This is a genomic window from Nitrospira sp. (genome assembly GCA_029194675.1).
Lineage (GTDB): Bacteria > Nitrospirota > Nitrospiria > Nitrospirales > Nitrospiraceae > Nitrospira_D.
In genome coordinates this window covers 210,494-228,656 of record JARFXP010000002.1, presented here as the reverse complement: position 1 = coordinate 228,656, position 18,163 = coordinate 210,494, and the positions used below count along the sequence as shown (strand labels likewise).

17 protein-coding genes and 1 pseudogene are annotated in these 18,163 nt (G+C 55.9%); all 18 read right to left on the bottom strand.

The window, feature by feature from the left end; genetic code table 11:
* Positions 1-112: 112 nt before the first annotated feature.
* Positions 113-529: pseudogene (locus P0120_10105) on the bottom strand (HEPN domain-containing protein).
* Entirely contained in the window at positions 522-914 is a 393-nt protein-coding gene (locus tag P0120_10100; GenBank protein MDF0674670.1) for a nucleotidyltransferase domain-containing protein, read from the bottom strand. Before P0120_10100 ends, P0120_10105 begins: the two are co-directional and overlap by 8 nt.
* A gap of 159 nt (positions 915-1,073) precedes the next feature.
* Positions 1,074-1,502, bottom strand: a complete 429-nt coding sequence (locus tag P0120_10095) for a hypothetical protein (protein ID MDF0674669.1) — start codon at positions 1,500-1,502, stop codon at positions 1,074-1,076.
* Between the two features lie 155 nt (positions 1,503-1,657).
* The gene (gene cysC, locus P0120_10090; protein MDF0674668.1) at positions 1,658-2,308 is read right to left on the bottom strand and encodes an adenylyl-sulfate kinase; all 651 of its coding nucleotides are present in this window, start codon (positions 2,306-2,308) and stop codon (positions 1,658-1,660) included.
* On the bottom strand, positions 2,298-3,161 hold the full coding sequence (locus tag P0120_10085) for an ABC transporter permease (protein MDF0674667.1): 864 nt from the start codon (positions 3,159-3,161) through the stop codon (positions 2,298-2,300). The genes cysC and P0120_10085 overlap by 11 nt, the downstream gene beginning before the upstream one ends.
* 88 nt (positions 3,162-3,249) lie before the next feature.
* On the bottom strand, positions 3,250-4,134 hold the full coding sequence (gene rfbA / locus P0120_10080; GenBank protein ID MDF0674666.1) for a glucose-1-phosphate thymidylyltransferase RfbA: 885 nt from the start codon (positions 4,132-4,134) through the stop codon (positions 3,250-3,252).
* On the bottom strand, positions 4,131-5,027 hold the full coding sequence (gene rfbD / locus P0120_10075; GenBank protein MDF0674665.1) for a dTDP-4-dehydrorhamnose reductase: 897 nt from the start codon (positions 5,025-5,027) through the stop codon (positions 4,131-4,133). The genes rfbA and rfbD overlap by 4 nt, the downstream gene beginning before the upstream one ends.
* Positions 5,028-5,032: 5 nt before the next feature.
* Positions 5,033-6,094 carry a dTDP-glucose 4,6-dehydratase gene (rfbB, locus tag P0120_10070; GenBank protein ID MDF0674664.1) on the bottom strand — a complete coding sequence of 354 codons (1,062 nt, stop codon included), beginning with the start codon at positions 6,092-6,094 and terminating at the stop codon, positions 5,033-5,035.
* 77 nt (positions 6,095-6,171) lie between these two features.
* Positions 6,172-8,067 carry a nucleoside-diphosphate sugar epimerase/dehydratase gene (locus P0120_10065; protein ID MDF0674663.1) on the bottom strand — a complete coding sequence of 632 codons (1,896 nt, stop codon included), beginning with the start codon at positions 8,065-8,067 and terminating at the stop codon, positions 6,172-6,174.
* The gene (locus tag P0120_10060) at positions 8,064-9,176 is read right to left on the bottom strand and encodes a glycosyltransferase family 9 protein (protein ID MDF0674662.1); all 1,113 of its coding nucleotides are present in this window, start codon (positions 9,174-9,176) and stop codon (positions 8,064-8,066) included. The genes P0120_10065 and P0120_10060 overlap by 4 nt, the downstream gene beginning before the upstream one ends.
* A 43-nt stretch (positions 9,177-9,219) precedes the next feature.
* Positions 9,220-10,035, bottom strand: coding sequence for a glycosyltransferase family 2 protein (locus P0120_10055; protein ID MDF0674661.1), 816 nt, complete (start codon positions 10,033-10,035; stop codon positions 9,220-9,222).
* Positions 10,032-10,832, bottom strand: coding sequence for a glycosyltransferase family 2 protein (locus tag P0120_10050; GenBank protein ID MDF0674660.1), 801 nt, complete (start codon positions 10,830-10,832; stop codon positions 10,032-10,034). Before P0120_10050 ends, P0120_10055 begins: the two co-directional genes overlap by 4 nt.
* Complete coding sequence (locus P0120_10045) at positions 10,829-12,031, bottom strand: O-antigen ligase family protein (GenBank protein ID MDF0674659.1); 1,203 nt, start codon at positions 12,029-12,031, stop codon at positions 10,829-10,831. The genes P0120_10050 and P0120_10045 overlap by 4 nt, the downstream gene beginning before the upstream one ends.
* Positions 12,032-12,057: 26 nt before the next feature.
* Positions 12,058-12,852: a class I SAM-dependent methyltransferase gene (locus P0120_10040; GenBank protein ID MDF0674658.1), complete on the bottom strand. Its 795-nt coding sequence runs from the start codon at positions 12,850-12,852 to the stop codon at positions 12,058-12,060.
* 1 nt (position 12,853) lies between these two features.
* The gene (locus tag P0120_10035) at positions 12,854-14,005 is read right to left on the bottom strand and encodes a glycosyltransferase family 4 protein (GenBank protein ID MDF0674657.1); all 1,152 of its coding nucleotides are present in this window, start codon (positions 14,003-14,005) and stop codon (positions 12,854-12,856) included.
* A gap of 82 nt (positions 14,006-14,087) precedes the next feature.
* Positions 14,088-15,077: an NAD-dependent epimerase/dehydratase family protein gene (locus P0120_10030; protein ID MDF0674656.1), complete on the bottom strand. Its 990-nt coding sequence runs from the start codon at positions 15,075-15,077 to the stop codon at positions 14,088-14,090.
* Positions 15,074-16,231: a glycosyltransferase family 4 protein gene (locus P0120_10025; GenBank protein ID MDF0674655.1), complete on the bottom strand. Its 1,158-nt coding sequence runs from the start codon at positions 16,229-16,231 to the stop codon at positions 15,074-15,076. The genes P0120_10030 and P0120_10025 overlap by 4 nt, the downstream gene beginning before the upstream one ends.
* Positions 16,194-18,161, bottom strand: coding sequence for an asparagine synthase (glutamine-hydrolyzing) (asnB, locus tag P0120_10020; protein MDF0674654.1), 1,968 nt, complete (start codon positions 18,159-18,161; stop codon positions 16,194-16,196). Before asnB ends, P0120_10025 begins: the two co-directional genes overlap by 38 nt.
* Between the last annotated feature and the right edge of the window lie 2 nt (positions 18,162-18,163).

The following is an 18,163-nucleotide window of genomic DNA, read 5'->3' as shown; positions in this document are numbered from 1 at the left end:
CTTCTCCAGTTCGTTAGCCCATTATTCATGACAGTTCGTGACGAAACAGCATCGACCGCGTATCTCGTGAAGCCCGCAGTTATCTCGGTCATTGTGCGTATCGGTACACGTTTCATGGTCGCGCTTCCGTCGGGAGCAGACTCAACACGAAATCGTAAATGGTTTTGGCGTGTTGCAAGGCTTCGTCGAATTCCTCGGGCGACGGCATTGGTTCACCCGAACCACCGCCGGGGTACCGGAAGGCCGAGACGTACGGCGTCAAGACCGCCGCCACCTTCGCAAACTGCTTAAAATCGCCATGCAACTTCGCCGCTTGGGCGACCAAATCTTCAATGTCGTGCGTCTTGGGAAAGGGCTTATCTTACGATTGCAGCCATCCTTTGATCGCCTTCTCCGCCCCCTGCTGGCAGTGATAGATTGCCGTGTCGAGCAGCGGTTCTTTCCCTGCCGCCAACGTGCGCGCAGCCTGCAAATCGTGGCAGGCACGGATCAGCCAGTCGCGCACCAGTTCGCACGCGGCCTCATCCATAGAGTTTGCGACCCTTGGCGAGCACTTGGTGAAACAAGGAAGCCCGCAAGTGTTTGTAGCGGTCAACTTGAGCGCGCGTGGGAACGAGCACGTCCTTGGGAAAACCCAACCCGCTCAAACAGCGGTGCGCCCGTTGCATCCGTCGGATGGCCTTTTCAGCGCTGTCGCGGACAATGACCATCAAGTCCACGTCACTGTCGTCACTGGGCACGCCCCAAGCATGTGAGCCGAACAGATAAATCTCATCCGGTTGAAACTCGGCTTTCAGCCGTTCCACGACTTTCTCCAACAAGCCTGAGGGGATTGTCTTCATGGCTTTCAGACTAGCATGAGCCGATGTCGTTGAGAAGTCATGGTTGAGGGGGTTGAACCAACCCGCCGCCATATCAACGACTTCTTGAAGGGCACCGTGAACCGAGGCTTTTTCAATTTCACTGCAGTAGAAACAAACTGATCGCTATGGAGAGACCCGGGGGCATTTGGCAGTTGGCAACAGGCATTTCGAGGGTGCCCCGAGGGTTCCCGGAGGCGGTCCGAATTGAGCTCACTCACCCATCACCTCCCGGAGATACCGTTTGGCAAAGGGCGCAAAGTCACAGTACTCGTCCCACGTTCCGGCACGAAATTCGTCGAGAAATTCTTTCTCCTGCACGAACAAGACAGATCCTCTCAAGGCATGGTATCGAAAGCTCACCGGCGCATCGTTGAGGAGGCGAACATCGACGGGCAGGTCGAGGGCTTCGCTCCATCGGACCCCTTGTTCCAGCTGATAGCCACGAAATGCCTCCCGCTGGATTGCCCCTGGCTCAAGGTACAGAGCAAGGTCCACATCCCGGAACAGGCCGCCCGCAAGAAACGACCCGTGCAACAAGGAGAAGAGAATCTCCGGCCTGTTCCGAAGCAGAGCTCTCAGTTGCCGGATCAGCCGATCCCGCTGTTCGACCAACACCCTTTGTGGCAGTGGATGCGTCATCACCGTTCAGTGAACACAACAGAACGGAATCCTCAGCCCTCGGCGACCATCTCAAGAGGAAGACGCTCTATCCTCCACTTCCTTGCTCTTCGCCGCTTCATCTTGCTTGAAATAGACGTGAAGACCGCTGACTGTGATGGCAATATCGTCACCGCTCATTGGGAGGCTTTGAGCGTGGGTTGCTTCTCGACTTTGGATACGGCAATGCGCGCAATTACTTCGGCCAGCATCTTCCCCACACACTCTGAGGGTGAGGCGATCGACGTGTCAATCGTCAGATCAGGTGTTCCTGGTGATTCATATGGATCATTCACGCCCGTAAATCCTGATATTTGGCCTGCCCGCGCCCGCTTATACATGCCTTTAGGGTCTCGCGCCTCACATGTTTCAATGGGCGTGCTGATATAGACTTCCACAAAACGCTCTGCGCCGACAATCTCTCGCGCTAATCGGCGGTCATCACGGTACGGCGAGATAAATGCCGTTATGACGATTAGACCCGCGTCGTTCATCAATCGCGCCACTTCTGCGATGCGTCTGATATTTTCGGTTCGGTCCTGATGTGAAAAACTCAGATCCTTGTTCAAGCCATGCCGGACATTGTCGCCATCCAACACATAGCAGGCATGGCCGACATCGACCAGCCGATGCTCTAACGCAAACGCCAAGGTGGATTTGCCCGATGCGCTTAAACCCGTCAGCCATATTGTTATTGGTCGCTGCCCAAGTAGGTGGCTACGATCTTCAGTTTGGACATGCCCATTGTGCCATACGACCTTGGCCGGCTTGATATCCTCAGAGGACATCGGCAAACCCATTGCGTGTTTTTTGGAACCACGCATAACCGGCCCAAGCAACGGCAATTGCAACGAGTGCGTACGCTCCCAATCCCACCCAGTCCGGCATGCGCCCCCAGATCAAGACTGCTCGCGCTTGCTCGATGATGAAGGTAAGCGGATTAGCCAGGAGCCAAGGTCGAACGGCTTCCGGAAGGGCAGTCACAGGGTAAAAGACCGGCGAAAGAAACAACATCACCGTAGTCATGATGCCGATCGTTTGCCCCACATCCCGCACAAACACTCCCAAGGATGCCAGCATCCAGGCCAGGCCAAGGGTTATGATGATCAGTAGCATCAACACCAATGGAACGAACACTGCGGTCCATTGCACGTACCCATTCAGTAGGGCAAACGCTGCCAGCCAGATTCCAATACTGATAAGGCTGTGAAACAATGCCGCACCCATGGTCACGACCGGCAATATCTCCAATGGAAACACAACTTTCTTGACGTAATTGACGTTAGAATAGATAAGCGCCGGCGCTCGATTCAGCACCTCTGCAAACAAACCGTGCACGATCATGCCGATAAACAGCACAAGGGCAAACTGCGTTCTGGTTTCTTCTTCTCCTCCGCCCCAGCGGGCCTTGAACACCACAGAGAACACAAAGGTATAGACAGCCAGCATAAACACGGGATGAAGGAATGACCACCCCAGCCCCATCATTGCCCCTTTATAGCGCCCGATCACCTCGCGCCTGGTCATCTGCGCAATAAGCCCGCGGTTCCTCCAGAGGCTCCGCAGCAAGGCCGCAATTGATACCGCATGCGCGGCATGAGGATTGACGCTCTGAGATAAGGACCGAGTTGCGCTGGTCACTCGACACGCTACGCTTCTAAAAAGGCAGCCCCTTCACGAGACGCACCAACTTGCCCTGCGATTACCGGATCGAGCAGCGTGGCCTTCATTAAAAGACGTTTTCTTCCAGCAGGCGACACAGATACCGCCCGTAACCGGTTTTGTCTAGCGGCTTTGCAAGTCTTTCAAGCTGGGTGGCATCGATCCATCGCTGGCGATAGGCGATCTCTTCGGGACATGCCACCTTCAAACCTTGCCGGTTTTCTAGTGTGGCGATGAACTGGCTCGCATCGAGGAGCGATTCATGCGTACCAGTGTCCAGCCAGGCATACCCACGCCCCATGATTTCGACTTTGAGTGTGCCTTGTTCCAGATACAAGCGATTCAGGTCCGTAATTTCCAGTTCACCGCGCCGGGAAGGTCTGAGGCTCTTGGCAAACTCAACCACCTGATGGTCGTAAAAATAGAGGCCGGTCACGGCATAGTGCGACTTGGGCTGCCTCGGCTTTTCTTCCAGTGACAGTACGTCGCCCTTCTCATCAAACTCGACCACACCGTACCGCTCCGGGTCATGCACATGGTAGGCAAAGACCGTCGCCCCGTTCGTGCGCACCATGGCGTTGCCGAGCAGATTGTGAAAATCATGGCCATAGAAGATGTTATCGCCCAGCACCAAGGCAGAGGGATTGTTCCCGATGAACGACCCACCGATAAGAAACGCCTGTGCGAGCCCATCGGGCGAGGGCTGTACTGCATACTGGATATCCAGCCCCCACTGCTTGCCGCTCCCCAGCAGCTGCTCGAAGCGTGGGGTGTCCTGAGGTGTGGAGATGATGAGGATGTCCCGGATCCCCGCCAACATGAGCGCACTGAGGGGATAGTAGATCATCGGTTTATCGAAGACCGGTAGCAACTGCTTGGAAACCGCTTGTGTCACCGGATACAGACGAGTGCCGGAGCCACCGGCGAGGATGATACCTTTGCGTGTGCTCATGAGTCACTCAGAATCTGTTGAAGAATGTGCCGGACGCCGCTTTGCCACTCAGGCAATTCCAGGCCAAACCCACGGCGAAGCTTCGTGGTATCCAACCGTGAATTGGCCGGACGCTTAGCGGCGGTGAAATATTCCGACGAGGGAATCGCACAGATCGAATCCGGTGAAAGTTTGAGCGACTTGCCAAGAGCCTTGGCCTCCGACAGGACAAACCGCGCATACTCACACCAGTTCGTCTCCCCCCCTGGCACAAGATGATACAAGCCGAAGGGAAAGTTGTCATCTCCCTCGCGCTGTCTCTGCCGAACCAGCAGTGCCGTCACATCCGCGAGCAAGGCCGCAGATGTCGGCACCCCATATTGATCCGCCACGACGTTCAAACTTTCTCGTTCAAGAGCCAATCGCAGGATCGTTTTCGCAAAATTTTTCCCCTGGGCTCCGACCACCCAGCTCGTGCGAAGAATCAGATGCCGCGCGCCGGTTGCTTCTAGTGCAATCTCGCCATCTCTCTTGGTTCGTCCATAGACATTTCCTGGGTTCGTCATGTCATCTTCGGTATAGAGACCCGCCTTGGTTCCATCAAACACATAGTCGGTGGAATAATGCACCACCCATGCGCCCAGTTTCGTCGCTTCTTCCCCCAGGACCCCAGGGGCGACAGCATTGACGGCGTGAGCCAACTCGGGCTGTGATTGTGCCTTGTCCACGGCAGTATAGGCTCCGGGATTGATCACCAGATCGGGTTTAACCGATCGCACCAAGCCAGAGATCGCAGAGGCATCGGCCAAATCACACTCAGCGCAACCCACGGCGACAATCTCACCCAAGGGAGCCAATGCCCGTTGCAACTCAAACCCGACCTGCCCCTGCTTGCCGGTTACCAGTATCCTCATCGCGCTCAGGTGCCGTACTGCTTGTCGATCCAGTTGCGATAGGCCCCGCTGGTGACGTTGGCAACCCACCTCTGGTTATCCAAATACCAAGCCACCGTCTTGCGGATGCCTGTTTCAAAGGTCTCTTGTGGCTTCCACCCTAGTTCCCGTGCGAGTTTGCTCGCGTCGATAGCGTAGCGGCGGTCGTGGCCGGGACGATCTTTGACGAAGGTGATCTGGTCGGCATACCGCTTGCCGTCGGAACGGGGGCGGAGTTCGTCGAGGATGTCGCAGAGCATCTGCACAACATCGAGATTGGCTTTTTCGTTCCAGCCGCCGATGTTATACGTTTCGCCCACACGCCCCCTTTCAAGCACCAGACGGATGGCACTGCAGTGGTCCTTGACGTACAGCCAGTCTCGCACTTGTCGGCCGTCGCCATACAGAGGAAGCGGCTTGCCGGCCAACGCATTCAGGATACAGAGGGGAATGAGTTTTTCAGGAAAGTGATACGGACCGTAATTATTTGAACAATTGGTCGTGAGAACCGGCAACCCATAGGTATGGTGGTAGGCGCGCACAAGATGATCGCTGGCCGCCTTACTGGCCGAATAGGGACTGTTGGGCTCGTAGCGACTCGTTTCGCTGAAGGATGGAGCCGCTGTCGTTAACGAGCCGTACACTTCGTCGGTGGACACGTGTAAAAAACGGAAGCCCTCTTTGGCCTCACCTTCCAGCGCTTCCCAGTAGGCCCGCACGGATTCAAGCAAGTGAAAGGTACCGACGATGTTGGTCTGAATGAATTCGCCGGGACCGTGAATGGAGCGATCGACATGACTCTCAGCCGCGAAATTGATCATCGCACGAGGACGGTGCTCGGCCAGCAGTCGATCGACGAGCGCCGTATCACCGATATCGCCTCGCACGAACAGATGCCTCGTATCCCCTTGGAGGCCGGCAAGATTGTCCAGATTGCCCGCATAGGTGAGCTTGTCGAGATTGATCAGGCGCTCCTCGTGTTGCGCCAGCCAGTCAAGAACGAAGTTGGCACCGATAAACCCGGCGCCGCCGGTGACCAGAATACTCATGCTTCTATTGGGTTCCCTGTGTGTTGCATGTGAACGATGCGCGAACGACGATGATGGTAGGCTTTGTCACCATGCTGTCAAGCCATCCGTTCAGATAGGACAGGTTGAAAACTTGGAACAAGCCGTTTGAGATCTTGAAGCAGTTCTTCTTCGTCCAGATTCGAAAGAGTAGCCTGTAACGACTCCAGCCATTCACTCAGCTCGCTGACAGGAACAGGAGATCCAATAGCACGATGAATTTTCGGATGGGCGGTCGGCTCGACTTGCTCACGTTCCTCAAACAGCTCCTCGTACAACTTTTCTCCCGGCCGAAGCCCCGTGAAGACTATGTCAACGTCCTTTCCTGGAACAAGGCCGGCCAACACAATCATATTTCTGGCCAGATCAGCGACTTTGATCTGTTCCCCCATATCGAGGACGAATACTTCTCCTCCCCGCCCGATCACACTCGCTTGGAGAACCAGCTGCACGGCCTCCGGAATCGTCATAAAGAACCGCTTGACCTCCGGATGAGTCACGGTCACCGGACCACCCTTCCGGATCTGTTCGGCGAACAGGGGCACCACGCTCCCATTGCTGCCCAACACGTTGCCGAACCGCACGACCGTAAACTTCGTGAGACCGGTATGGTTGAACTCCTGCACCAAATGCTCCGCAATTCTCTTGGTGGCACCCATGACGCTCGATGGATTGACGGCCTTATCCGTAGAGATCAGCACAAATCGGTCAACGCCTGTTTTTAAGGCGACTTCGGCGACCACGCGAGTCCCTAGGATATTGTTGCGGATCGCTTCCTTCGGGTTCAGTTCCATAAGCGGAACATGTTTGTGCGCAGCAGCATGGAACACGATATCCGGACGCGTCTGATTGAACACCTCCGATACTCGGTCCGGCACAGTGACATCTCCGATGACTGGGAGAATCACCGCCTCCGGATGTTCCGCTCTCAACTCGAGCAGGAGCGAATGGAGGGCATTTTCATACCGTTCGAACAAGACCAGACATGCCGGTTTGTATCGCGCGATCTGCCGGCACAACTCCGATCCGATCGACCCTCCCGCTCCGGTCACCAATGCCGCCTTTCCGGCGACGAGAGGGCGCAGTTCCTGACGATCCGTTTCGATCGGTTCACGCTGCAGCAAATCCTCCAGTCTCATCGGCCGTACTCGCTGCAGAGAGACAGGATCGACTAAGAGTTGCTTGATATCGGGCAAGGTTTTAATCGGAACCGTGCACCCTTCCGAAGCCGCCAAAATCTTCTGTTTCACCGTCGTCGAAGCCGATGGAATGGCGACGATGATCTCTTGGACATCCAGCCTATCGGCCGCTTTCCTGGTATCGGCAATGGTTCCTACAACCGGGATTCCATGGATCTTTTTCTTACGCTTGATAGGATCGTCGTCCACGAACCCCACCGGACGGCAGTTATAATTTGCATCGGACAACATGTCCCTGACCAACAGCTCGCCTGCATTCCCGGCACCGACGATCAACACGCGTCGTGCACTAGGGCCGACGACCTGGAGCCACTCACGGAACCCCCGCACGGCTAATCGAATTCCCGCCAAATACAATCCATTCAACAGGCCGGTCAAGATGATCACGGATCGAGGATATTGCGTAATACCGCCGAGATGATGGATCACTCCGTAAAATGCTGCTGCGCTGGTCAGAGAGGCCAAGAGGATTTTGCCCAGATCGTGAAGACCGACATATCTCCAAAGCCCTCGATCAATCCCAAATACCCATAAACCGGCACCGAATATCAGCAACAGGGCGGGCACATGATCCCACATGATCTGCCGATATTCGGGAGGAATATCGCCCTCAAAGCGCAGCGCAAAGGCGGTCACATTGGCCGCCAGGATCAGAGCCAGCTGCGCGCCGATCACGAGGGTCGAGCGATGATCGAGCACCGTGCTCCCATACCGTCCGGCGATGGAGTGAAATAATTTGGCTACGGTCTGTTTCATGCGAATCCTGATGTCCGAACGCGAAGCTCCTGCTCCGCCAACAGCATCTCGACGACCTGGATGACACGATTCACGGACAACTCTTGCAGACACTTGCTCAAACTATTGATATGGCGATCGCAGCCTTCGCCCAAGCAAGGCACGCAGTCTCCTTCTCCTTGAAGCAAGTAGACATTCTCCAGCCGTTGCGATCCGTGGGTTTTCCATGGACTCTGCGCTGTGACAGGGAAGTTCTTCGGCCAGGGCCCCCACTTCACCGGATTCGATGGCCCGAACAGGACGACGGTCGGCGCACCGATGGCCGCCGCCATGTGGCTCACAGCGGTATCCGTTCCGACATACAGGGCTGCTCGGCTGAGCAGATACCCGAGCGCCGGCAATGTCAGATGACCGACAAGATTCACCGCATCCGGGAGTCTCTCGACCACTTGCTCGCTGTAGGCTCGTTGATCCGACGTCCCTCCTGCCACCACGACCACAAGCCCCTGATCGGCTAGCCACCGTCCAAGTGCGGCCCAACCGGCCACCGACCAGGTCTTGTAGACAAACTTCGGCGAGACATGCAGTACGGCGTATCGTCGATGATTCACTACTCCAGGAAACCGGCGATGAACGGATGCTTCATCCTCCTCTTTCCAACTGACAACGGGTGTTCCCAGAGGTTTGATCTCTAACGGTGCAAGCAACCGCAGATTCATCACGACCGTATGGGTATAGAGGTTATCGAACGGAATCCATTCATGGAGCAGGGTCCGTTTCCACCGTGATTTGTTGTCCGGCAACAACGTTCCCACGCGATATCGGCCGGCGACCCACGCGTGAAAGGTCGGGCGATCGCCGGCTAAGACTGAAAGGGCGACATCATAGCGACGCCAAATCGAGCGGAGTAATCTCAGATGAGTTCCGATCGGAGGACGTTCGGGAATCGTCCAGATTCGTCGGATATCAAGATTGGCCGATACAATATCCTCGGTCCCTTCGAACACGAGCATATCGACCATCAGCTGGGGCAACGCCGCCTTGAGCGAACGAACGACCGGCGTGGCCAAGAGGACATCCCCGATTCGACGCGTACACACGACCAACGCGCTGTTCATTTCGCGCTTCATTTCGCAATCCGGATTTCGTCATCAGGACGATGGCCGGTCCGCATCAGAGACCACCATGTTGATCGAGTCCAATGGCGGCTCGAACGTTCGACGAACGCAAAAGATCATCCAGACGTTCCTGATTGTCGGGCAGCCTCATGCGATCCTGCTCGGGATGCCATAAATGAAACACCGTCGCAGCCATGCGCGCATTCTTATGCTTGACGCCGGCATGAAGAAGGCGAATAATCAAATCAGAATCTTCAAGCCCCCACCCCTCGTAGGACTCGTCAAGCCCGTTCACACCGATCAAGTCGGTCCGCCAAATGGAGAGATTGCAGGTCTTGATGCCTTTCCAACGGTCCGGCGTCCATTTTCGAAAAGCACCATCCGGCAATTTCATCAATGGAAGCAAGCGATTGACTTCCCGACGCGACCAGGAAAGCGCCCAATCGGTTCCTGTCCATTCATGAATCGGAAGCCGGTCTCGGACAACACGGTTCGTCAAGTCGGCATTGAGTAATACGCGGTTCGATCCTAGGAAGTAGCCTGGTTCGGCAAGCCGCTTATGGACACCCACAAAATGACGGGAAGGAACACAATCTCCGTCTGTGAAAATAAGGTAGTCGGCCTCCGCTGCTGCGACAGCGCGATTGCGGATTGCTGCGGCACGAAATCCACGGTCTTCCTGCCAAATATGCGTCAGCGGGAACGGCGTGCGCCGTGCAAATTGCCGCACGACCTCGGCCGTCTCCTCCTTTGACCCGTCATCTGCAACCAGCAGCCCGAAATCTTGATCGCTTTGGCTGCAGTAGCCTTCCAGTACAACCGCCAGCGCATCAGGGCGGTTGTATGTCGTCACGATCACTGCTGTCTTCATTTCAATGGCGAGTCAACGCGGCGTCGAAGAGGCCCCTGTTTGGGAAGCGACCACATCTCCTGCTGTTCGAACCGCTTGGCATACCGATAAAACGTTCCCTCGAAATTTCCGAAGGCAATGACAAACCCCGGCCATCCGTCCAGAAACCCTCGCTTCGCGACATAATGTTTGAGGAACGACCAGATGCCATGAAACAATGCGGTCCCCATCGACACTCGTTGATCGGCGAGCTTCAGTACCCCAAGCGACGAATAGCGGTTGGCCTTCTTGACAACCTCTTCAAAGTCCCTGAACGGAATCTGCCAAATCGCATGCGCCAGCCGACCGACCGGCTTGGCGGTCAATAATTCATATCCTTCATGGACAGGAGATTCCAGATATTTCATGGACCCTTTTCGAAACAATTGCGGTTGGCGGAAATTTGGATACCAGCCGGAATGTTTGATCCAGCGTCCCATGAAGTAATTCCGCCTCGGCACAAGATAGGCGTCGTGGGCGGGAATTCCGGCAAGTATCGCGAGGATTTCATCCCGCACTTCCGGCGTGCACTGTTCATCCGTGTCCAGGCTCAAAATCCATTCATGTGTACAGGCTTTGATGGCTTGATTTCGCAGGTGGCCGAATCCCCGGAATGGGATCTGGACGACACGGGCTCCCAAGTCCTGTGCGATCCGAGCGGTCTCGTCGGTACTGGCAGAATCGGCCACAATGATTTCGTCGGCCCACAGCACGCTGTTGACGGTGTCGGCGATTTTCTTCGCCTCGTTGAAGGCGATAATGTAAGCGGAAAGATTCATGCCCTCGCATCACATTGTGAATCAGGCCCGGAATACATGAGACCGGAGAACAAGCAGTAAAATAGTTTCTCCGTATGGTCGACGAGAAAAGGGTTGAAGAAACATCCCACCGCTATGGTGACCACCAACCCTCTGGCAAGTAATCTATACGTCTCGTCGCCGGTAAGAGACGCCGATCGCCACTGTTGTACAAACAACCAGAGCAGTAACCCAAGTCCGACTATGCCTACTTGTGCCAGAATAAAGAGGTATTGATTGTGGGGATGGGGAGGAACATCGAGACCGGCTTGCTCTGTCCGCGCCCGATACGCTTGAACAAACCCTCCGGTGCCGATACCTATCAGTGGGTGGTCCTGAATGATCTCAGCGGTGTGATAGAAATATTCCAATCGCCAGCCTATCGGGTCATCCACTACAGCCACCTTCGGATTCCACTGTGTGACACTGGAGACCGCAAGATTCACCCGTTCATGGAATGCAGATGAAACCTGGTATGCTGTCGAAAATGTCACGCTTAGCGCCACCATCGACGCGAGTATTCCTCGCCATCCGAAGGTCATATGAAAAGCCAGGATGGCGAGGCCGGCCAGCACGACATACCCAGTTCGGCCTTGGACCATCAACAAGACATTACCTGCGGCCAAGACTGACGCGCTCCCCCACCCCCATCGCACCCACCTGTGTGAGGATTTCCAGGCCAGCAGGGCAAAGAGCAGCGCGCCGAACGCCATCAGGACGTTATGCGTGGTGTGTTTCTTAAACACGAACGGATTGCCCATCTCGCCTTTGATGAACCCGCCTGTTGGAAGGAACCCCAAACCTAATATGAACGAGAGTGCCAACGTCACTAGTAATGAGGCCGCCAAGGCCGAGATTGCGCGATTGCGCTCCTGGGCATCGACCGCCATTGAAATCAACAAAGGGATAAGCAGGAGATCGGCATACTTCTTCACCGCCAGCATCCGTTCATCAGGTGTGCCCAGCCCCCAAAAGGATCCTGCCAGCAACCACCCGAACAACAACAAAGCGGTGAGCGCCACAGGATTTGCCGTCATCCGGCGAAGTCTTTCACGCCATCCGCCAGAGGCCGCCCAACACAACACGAGCAGAACGACGAGGATACCGTCCGCGACTACCCACAGTGGAATCGTGAATCCGAGCGCAGTCGTCGTCCAGCCTGCCGCTCGCCTCGCCTCCATCTGCATCCTATCCTTCGTCCAACTCATCACTTGTAGGCGAACGCGATCAGAGATTTCCGAAGAGACGGAATCATGTCTTTCATCGCCGTACCCACTGATTTCATCCGCTCCATCCCCTCGCGGTACCGCCTGGACTTCAGGAAGGACACCTCATATCTTTCGAACCCCGCCGAGTCCAGCAGCAACTCCAACTCACCCCGGGTAAACTCGCGATTGTGTCGGCGGGGATAATACGACATGCCCTTGTACAGGATGGGGGTCGCATGAAGATAGTGATCGGCATAGTCGTAGGTAATATGCTTTCCTCGCAACAGACGGCTCCGGTTTCTAAAACTGGCGACGTTGGGCACGTCGATCTCCAGGACTCCTCCCGGCCGCAACACTCGCCTCATTTCACGGACCGCCGGCAGATGAGAATGTGAAAAATGTTCAAGCACCTGGCAGCACACCACGGCATCGAATGATTCGTCGGGATAGGGAATCGCATCTGCTTCCACATTGCAAAGCTGAAACGTAATGCCTTTCCCATACGTATCAGGGTAAATCGAAGGCTGATCCTTCACATCGAGCCCATGACACTCGTGACCCAGTTCGGCCAGAAACAAGAGCAATAAACCTTGTCCAGACCCGACATCGAGCACCCGCTTGGCCGCGCTCAGCCGAAGGGCGATCTGGCAGAATCGATCGATGCTCCCCTTGAACAAATCCTCCATTTCCGGGTCGCCTCGACGAAAGAAGCGGCCTTCATTCCGCAACCGGACGGCGAAATGCAAGAGGTCCTTGCTGTTCGTCGATCGGTCTTCGGCAAGATCGGATTTCAAGCTATGTCTTGACGACGACATGTGGAGGGTCTTGAACCGGCGCTTCAGCGTCTCCGCCTGATGGAACAGGATCTCGAAGGCAGTGGGCGACCTTCCCATTCCGCTCCAACTTGCCTACCAAGCTCCCGAGTAGGACAAACATGCCGACCCATACAGCAAGAATAATGAGTCGCACTTTGTCCGTCGAGTGATGATACAGAACAGCCAGCCCTCCGCACAGCATCATGACCCCATACTCTGCAAGCACGGTCCGGCGATGGCTCCATCCGCTCAAGACCAATCGCTGATAATAATGCTCCCGGTGAGCTTGCCAGATCTTTTTGCGATGGAGCGCCCGTCGGATCAGAGTCACCGTCGCGTCCACAATGAATGGGGAGAAGATCATGACCGGGACCCACAACTCGAATATTCCGTCGCGAACTCCAAGGATCATCAATGTCCCCGCCAAGAATCCAATGGTAATGCTCCCCGCATCGCCCATGAAGATACGCGCAGGCGGGAAATTATGGGTGAGAAATCCCAGCGCGCCCATCGCAACGAACGTGGCGATGATGACCATGACCGGGAAATGGGCCTGCCACCCGAAATATGCGAGAAATCCGAACCCAAAAAACGTCATTCCGCCTGCAAAGCCGTCCATACCGTCCATAAAGTTATAGAGATTCGCCATCCAGAGGAGGACGAGGACACTGACCGGAATTGCGGCTATCCCAAGCGGGATATTCGGTCTTCCTGGTATTGGGATGGAAGACAATGTCAAACCGATACCCCCAATGATGATAAAAGCGGAGAGTGCCTGAACACCCAGACGCAGCCTTGCAGGAAGACCTATGCAGTCATCGAGGAAAGAGACGACAAAGATCAGGAGCATCGAAACCACGATCCACACACTCCCTGACGCCACGCCTTTCGGCAATATAGGCTTCGAAGGTTGGATAATCGCCAAAACACTGGCAGCCAAAACGAGACTGATCACCACACTGGCAATGACGGCTAACCCGCCGGTCTGGGGAGTCGGCATGGAATGCAATGTCCGTTCGTTGGGATGAGCGAGTATTGAGAGGAACGAATTCGGCGAGCACAACTTTCTTGTGATCCACCAGGCGGAAACAAAAGCCAAAACCGCAGGAAGGGCGAGGATGATGGTCGGCATGGGAGCGTCGTTAGCTGCTAAAGCTTATCTCAGTAAGAAACAAGCAGAAACCAAGGTGGCTGGCGCATTAGGTCAGTCCGGATTAAACCGATGCGCCTTCGCGATAAAACGCGATCAGCTCAGGGACCGTTTTCTCGAAAGAATGCGTAGCCCGATAATCCAATTCCCGCTCGATGGCCGTGGAACTATACCAGGCACAGTCGATAAGCTTGGTCAGTTGCTCCGTCGTCAAGGGAACCTGCCGGCCACCGATGAATCGAAGCACATCGCCGCACCGCGCACCGCCCTTGAGCATCCAGAGCGGCACTCGCCATCGAGGATGAGGCTTCCCTAATCCGACCCGCAACCAGTCATAGAGGTCGGTCACGCAATACGGCTCGGTATCGGTGACGATATACGCAGCTCGATTAAAACACGGCACACGAAGACACAGCAACACCGCCTGTACAAAATTCTCAACATGCAAAAGACTCCGGACCGCCGAGAGACGAGGCAAGGCCGGAAACCGCCCGTGATCGATCGCTTCGATCATTCGATACAGGTTGCCTTTCCTTGTCGGACCATAGACCATCGGAAGCCGGAGTGAGACGGCTGTGAGGCCATGTCGCTCTGCGTACTCCGAAACAAGTTGCTCCGCCTGCCATTTTGACCGGCCGTAGGCAGTCCGAGGATCGGGAGTCCGCGATTCATCGATACACCCCCTCGTCTCCTCGCCGAAGACTTTGACCGAACTTGCAAACACGATGCGGCTTACCCCGGATCTCACGGCTGCCTCCAAGATGTGCTTCGTCCCGTCGACGTTGACGGCCTCGTAGTCCTCCGCCGCCCCGGAATCATCGATGGCATGGGCCTTGGCCGCAAGATGCACGATCACCTCACAGCCAACCGCTATCTCCCGGATCGCCTTCGAATCCTGGATGTCCGCAACGACTGTTTCGATATCCGGCAAGAACGAGATGGATCGCGACGCATCATGCAGAAGCGCTCGCATGTGATACCCAGACCGACCTAGCGCTTTGACAAGCGACGATCCCAGAAACCCCGCAGCACCTGTGACCAGCACTTTGGTCATGCATACCCATGGGAACGATCGATGGCCGCGACCTTCACCATGTCATGGTAGAGACCAAGTACCTGTTCAGCGATTCGGGAGCCGGACCATTCCGCCATGACACGGGTCCGGCTTCGCTGTCCCATGACCTCACGCGACTTCTGGTCGATCAGCAGTTCTTCAATGGCCGTCGCCAACGCCACGGAATCTTTAGGGGGAACCAACAACCCGTTAAATCGATCACGCACAATCTCTCGACAACCTGGAACATCCGTGGCCACCATGGCCTTGCCGCAGGCTGCCGCTTCCAACAGCACTTTAGGAAGCCCCTCTCGATACGATGGCAGCACGACGAGCATGGCCGCGGCATAGACAGCCGGCATATCCTCTCGATGTCCCCACCACTCGACCACTCCTTCCTTCACCCACTCCTTCAGGCGGATCTCCGTGATAGCCGCGGGGTTATGCTCATCCCGTCGACCGACGAGGATGAACCGCGCATCGACGCCTTTCCGCTTCAACCGTCTTGCAGCCTCTACAAATTCTCCCACACCTTTGTCCCAGAGCATGCGTGCCGGCAGAACAACGATCGGGACACCGGACGGTTGCGGCTGTAAGGAATACATCGCGACATCGATGCCGGAACCGGCAATAATTCTCGTTCGAGAGACAGGGACCAGCCCCTCTCCGACGAGCCGGTCTTGATCATCGTGATTTTGTACCAGCACGACAGAATGCCCCAAACTGAGGACGATTCTTAACGCCGTCTTCACGCACCAGCGTAACAGCTGGTTCCGTTCGTCCATGAAGGTATACCCAAGACCGGCGAATGCGTTGATGACCGCCGGAACCCGCGCAACCCACGCAGCCAGAGATCCGTACAGAATCGGCTTCATGGCCACATGGTGAACGACGTCGGGTCTGACGCGCCGATACAATCGCACGAGTTCGGCAACAGCGATCACCTCACGGAACAGATTGCGGCTCCGACGGACCATCTCCAACGGCTCAAGCTGAAATCCTTCTCTTTGGATCCGTTCTCCATGGTCAGTCACACGAGCCGCCACGATGACATCATAGCCCGCTTCCCGCGCGGCCCGAGCCAGATCGAGACGATGAGACCAGAAATACCAGTCTTCAGTGATAAGATACAGCAGCCGAGGGCGATCGCGCATGAGCACTCAACCAGACTTGAAACACCAAGACGTTCCAGAGCCAATACTGCCAATTGCGTCGACCCGAGAGATGCTCCCGCCATTTCGTTCGAATCAGACCCGGATCGAAATATCCTTCACGCTTGAGCCGAGACTCCTCCAACAACGCCTCGGCCCAATCCCTCAAACTGCCTCGGAGCCAAGAGTCCAACGGAATGCCAAAACCCATCTTGGGTCGTTCAACCAGATATTTCGGGACATAGCGATACAGAACCTGTCGAAGCAGCCATTTCCCTTGGCCTTCCGACCTGATCTTCATCGAAAGAGGGAGACTCCAGGAAAACTCCACGACGCGATGGTCCAGCAACGGCATCCTGGTTTCCAGGCTGACCGCCATCGCGGCCCGATCGACCTTGGCCAAGATATCATCGGTCAAGTATCCGACCAAATCGTGGAGCATCATCGCTTCGCTGAAATCTTCGCCCCCCAGTTGTTGCGTTTGGGCGTCAGCCCAAATCGGTTTGTCCTGAGTGCCGAGGACCAAGGAAGCGGTCTCTCGTTGTAGCGATACAAGCCGCCGATACAATTCCGTCTGACTAGCCGAATCCAAAACTGCGGCAAGTTTATGAACCTTCTCCCCGAGGGTCGACAGATGGAGGGAAGCCGGGAGCCCTTTCCTCAGTATTCTGCCGATCCTATCCCACTGCTCGGGCGACGGTACCGTCAAAGCACAGGCCGCGATCGCTCTCATAGAAGCTGGCACTCCTGCGATGCGACGCCAGATCGATCCTCCCCAGGAATACCGATTGTAGCCACCGAATAACTCATCTCCCCCATCCCCGGAAAGCGCAACTGTGACCTGCTGCTTGGCCAAGCCGGCGACAAGATGGGTTGGAATGGCGGACGAATCGCCGAATGGTTCGTCATACATCGACGGCAGGAGCGGAATCACCGCCAACGCGTCGGCCGGACTCACATAGAATTCGGTATGGTCGGTTCCCAGGTGTTCGGCGACGGCCTTCGCTCCAGGCGCTTCATTATAGTCATCTTCATGGAAACCTATCGAGAAGGTCTTGACCAGACGAGAGGACTGTGCCTGCATGAGGGCCACCACGGTCGAAGAATCAATCCCGCCGGATAGAAGCGCGCCGAGAGGCACATCGGCAACCATTTGTCCCTTGACGGCCCCACTCAATAACCGGTTCAACTCATCCGCAGCCATACTATCGGTCCAATCCCATCGACGGGCCTGGCTCGCGACCGCCGCCGCAGACCAATAGGCGGTGGGTTCCGGCCAGTAGCCCGCTGCAAAGGTGGGAGAAATCGTCGCATACGTTCCAGGTAAGAGTTTTCGAATGCCGGTGTAGATCGAGTACGGTAACGGCACGTAGGCATAGCGCATGAGTAAGGCCAAGGCCCCCCGATCGATTTCACCGCGCCAGCCTGGGTAGGCTTCCAACGCCTTCAGCTCCGAAGCAAAGAGGAACGTCCCGTTGGACCACCCGTAGTAGAGCGGCTTCTCTCCGATCCGGTCACGAGCCAGGACTAGACGCCGCTCGACGCGATCCCATAGAGCCAAAGCAAACATCCCCACGGTAGCCTGAAGCGCTTTTTCCACACCCCACGTTTCGAAGGCCGCCAGGAGCGTCTCGGTGTCCGAATGCCCGCGCCACGGTAGGCCCGTGAGCTGCCCTCGAAGCTCCAGATGATTGTAGATTTCACCGTTGAAAACGATGACATATCGACCGGAAGCCGATTCCATGGGCTGATGACCGGCGGGAGACAGATCCAGGATCGACAGGCGGGCATGGCCAAGAGCAAGGCCGCTGTCGGCATCGCACCACACTCCCGAATTGTCAGGACCTCGATAGCGGATCATCTCGGTCATTCCTGAAACAGTACGACCGAGCTCAGAGCCTCGATGGAACATCATTCCGGCAATACCACACATCT

Excerpts from the sequence above, each read along its gene's own strand:
- rfbD (MDF0674665.1), bottom strand. The coding sequence starts at position 5,027 with ATGAGGATACTGGTAACCGGCAAGCAGGGGCAGGTCGGGTTTGAGTTG.
- rfbA (MDF0674666.1), bottom strand. The coding sequence starts at position 4,134 with ATGAGCACACGCAAAGGTATCATCCTCGCCGGTGGCTCCGGCACTCGT.
- cysC (MDF0674668.1), bottom strand. The coding sequence starts at position 2,308 with ATGTCCTCTGAGGATATCAAGCCGGCCAAGGTCGTATGGCACAATGGG.
- P0120_10065 (MDF0674663.1), bottom strand. The coding sequence starts at position 8,067 with ATGAAACAGACCGTAGCCAAATTATTTCACTCCATCGCCGGACGGTAT.
- P0120_10050 (MDF0674660.1), bottom strand. The coding sequence starts at position 10,832 with ATGAATCTTTCCGCTTACATTATCGCCTTCAACGAGGCGAAGAAAATC.
- P0120_10030 (MDF0674656.1), bottom strand. The coding sequence starts at position 15,077 with ATGACCAAAGTGCTGGTCACAGGTGCTGCGGGGTTTCTGGGATCGTCG.
- P0120_10045 (MDF0674659.1), bottom strand. The coding sequence starts at position 12,031 with ATGGAGGCGAGGCGAGCGGCAGGCTGGACGACGACTGCGCTCGGATTC.
- P0120_10025 (MDF0674655.1), bottom strand. The coding sequence starts at position 16,231 with ATGCGCGATCGCCCTCGGCTGCTGTATCTTATCACTGAAGACTGGTAT.
- asnB (MDF0674654.1), bottom strand. The coding sequence starts at position 18,161 with ATGTGTGGTATTGCCGGAATGATGTTCCATCGAGGCTCTGAGCTCGGT.
- rfbB (MDF0674664.1), bottom strand. The coding sequence starts at position 6,094 with ATGAGTATTCTGGTCACCGGCGGCGCCGGGTTTATCGGTGCCAACTTC.
- P0120_10095 (MDF0674669.1), bottom strand. The coding sequence starts at position 1,502 with ATGACGCATCCACTGCCACAAAGGGTGTTGGTCGAACAGCGGGATCGG.
- P0120_10100 (MDF0674670.1), bottom strand. The coding sequence starts at position 914 with ATGGCGGCGGGTTGGTTCAACCCCCTCAACCATGACTTCTCAACGACA.
- P0120_10060 (MDF0674662.1), bottom strand. The coding sequence starts at position 9,176 with ATGAAGCGCGAAATGAACAGCGCGTTGGTCGTGTGTACGCGTCGAATC.
- P0120_10055 (MDF0674661.1), bottom strand. The coding sequence starts at position 10,035 with ATGAAGACAGCAGTGATCGTGACGACATACAACCGCCCTGATGCGCTG.
- P0120_10035 (MDF0674657.1), bottom strand. The coding sequence starts at position 14,005 with ATGCCGACCATCATCCTCGCCCTTCCTGCGGTTTTGGCTTTTGTTTCC.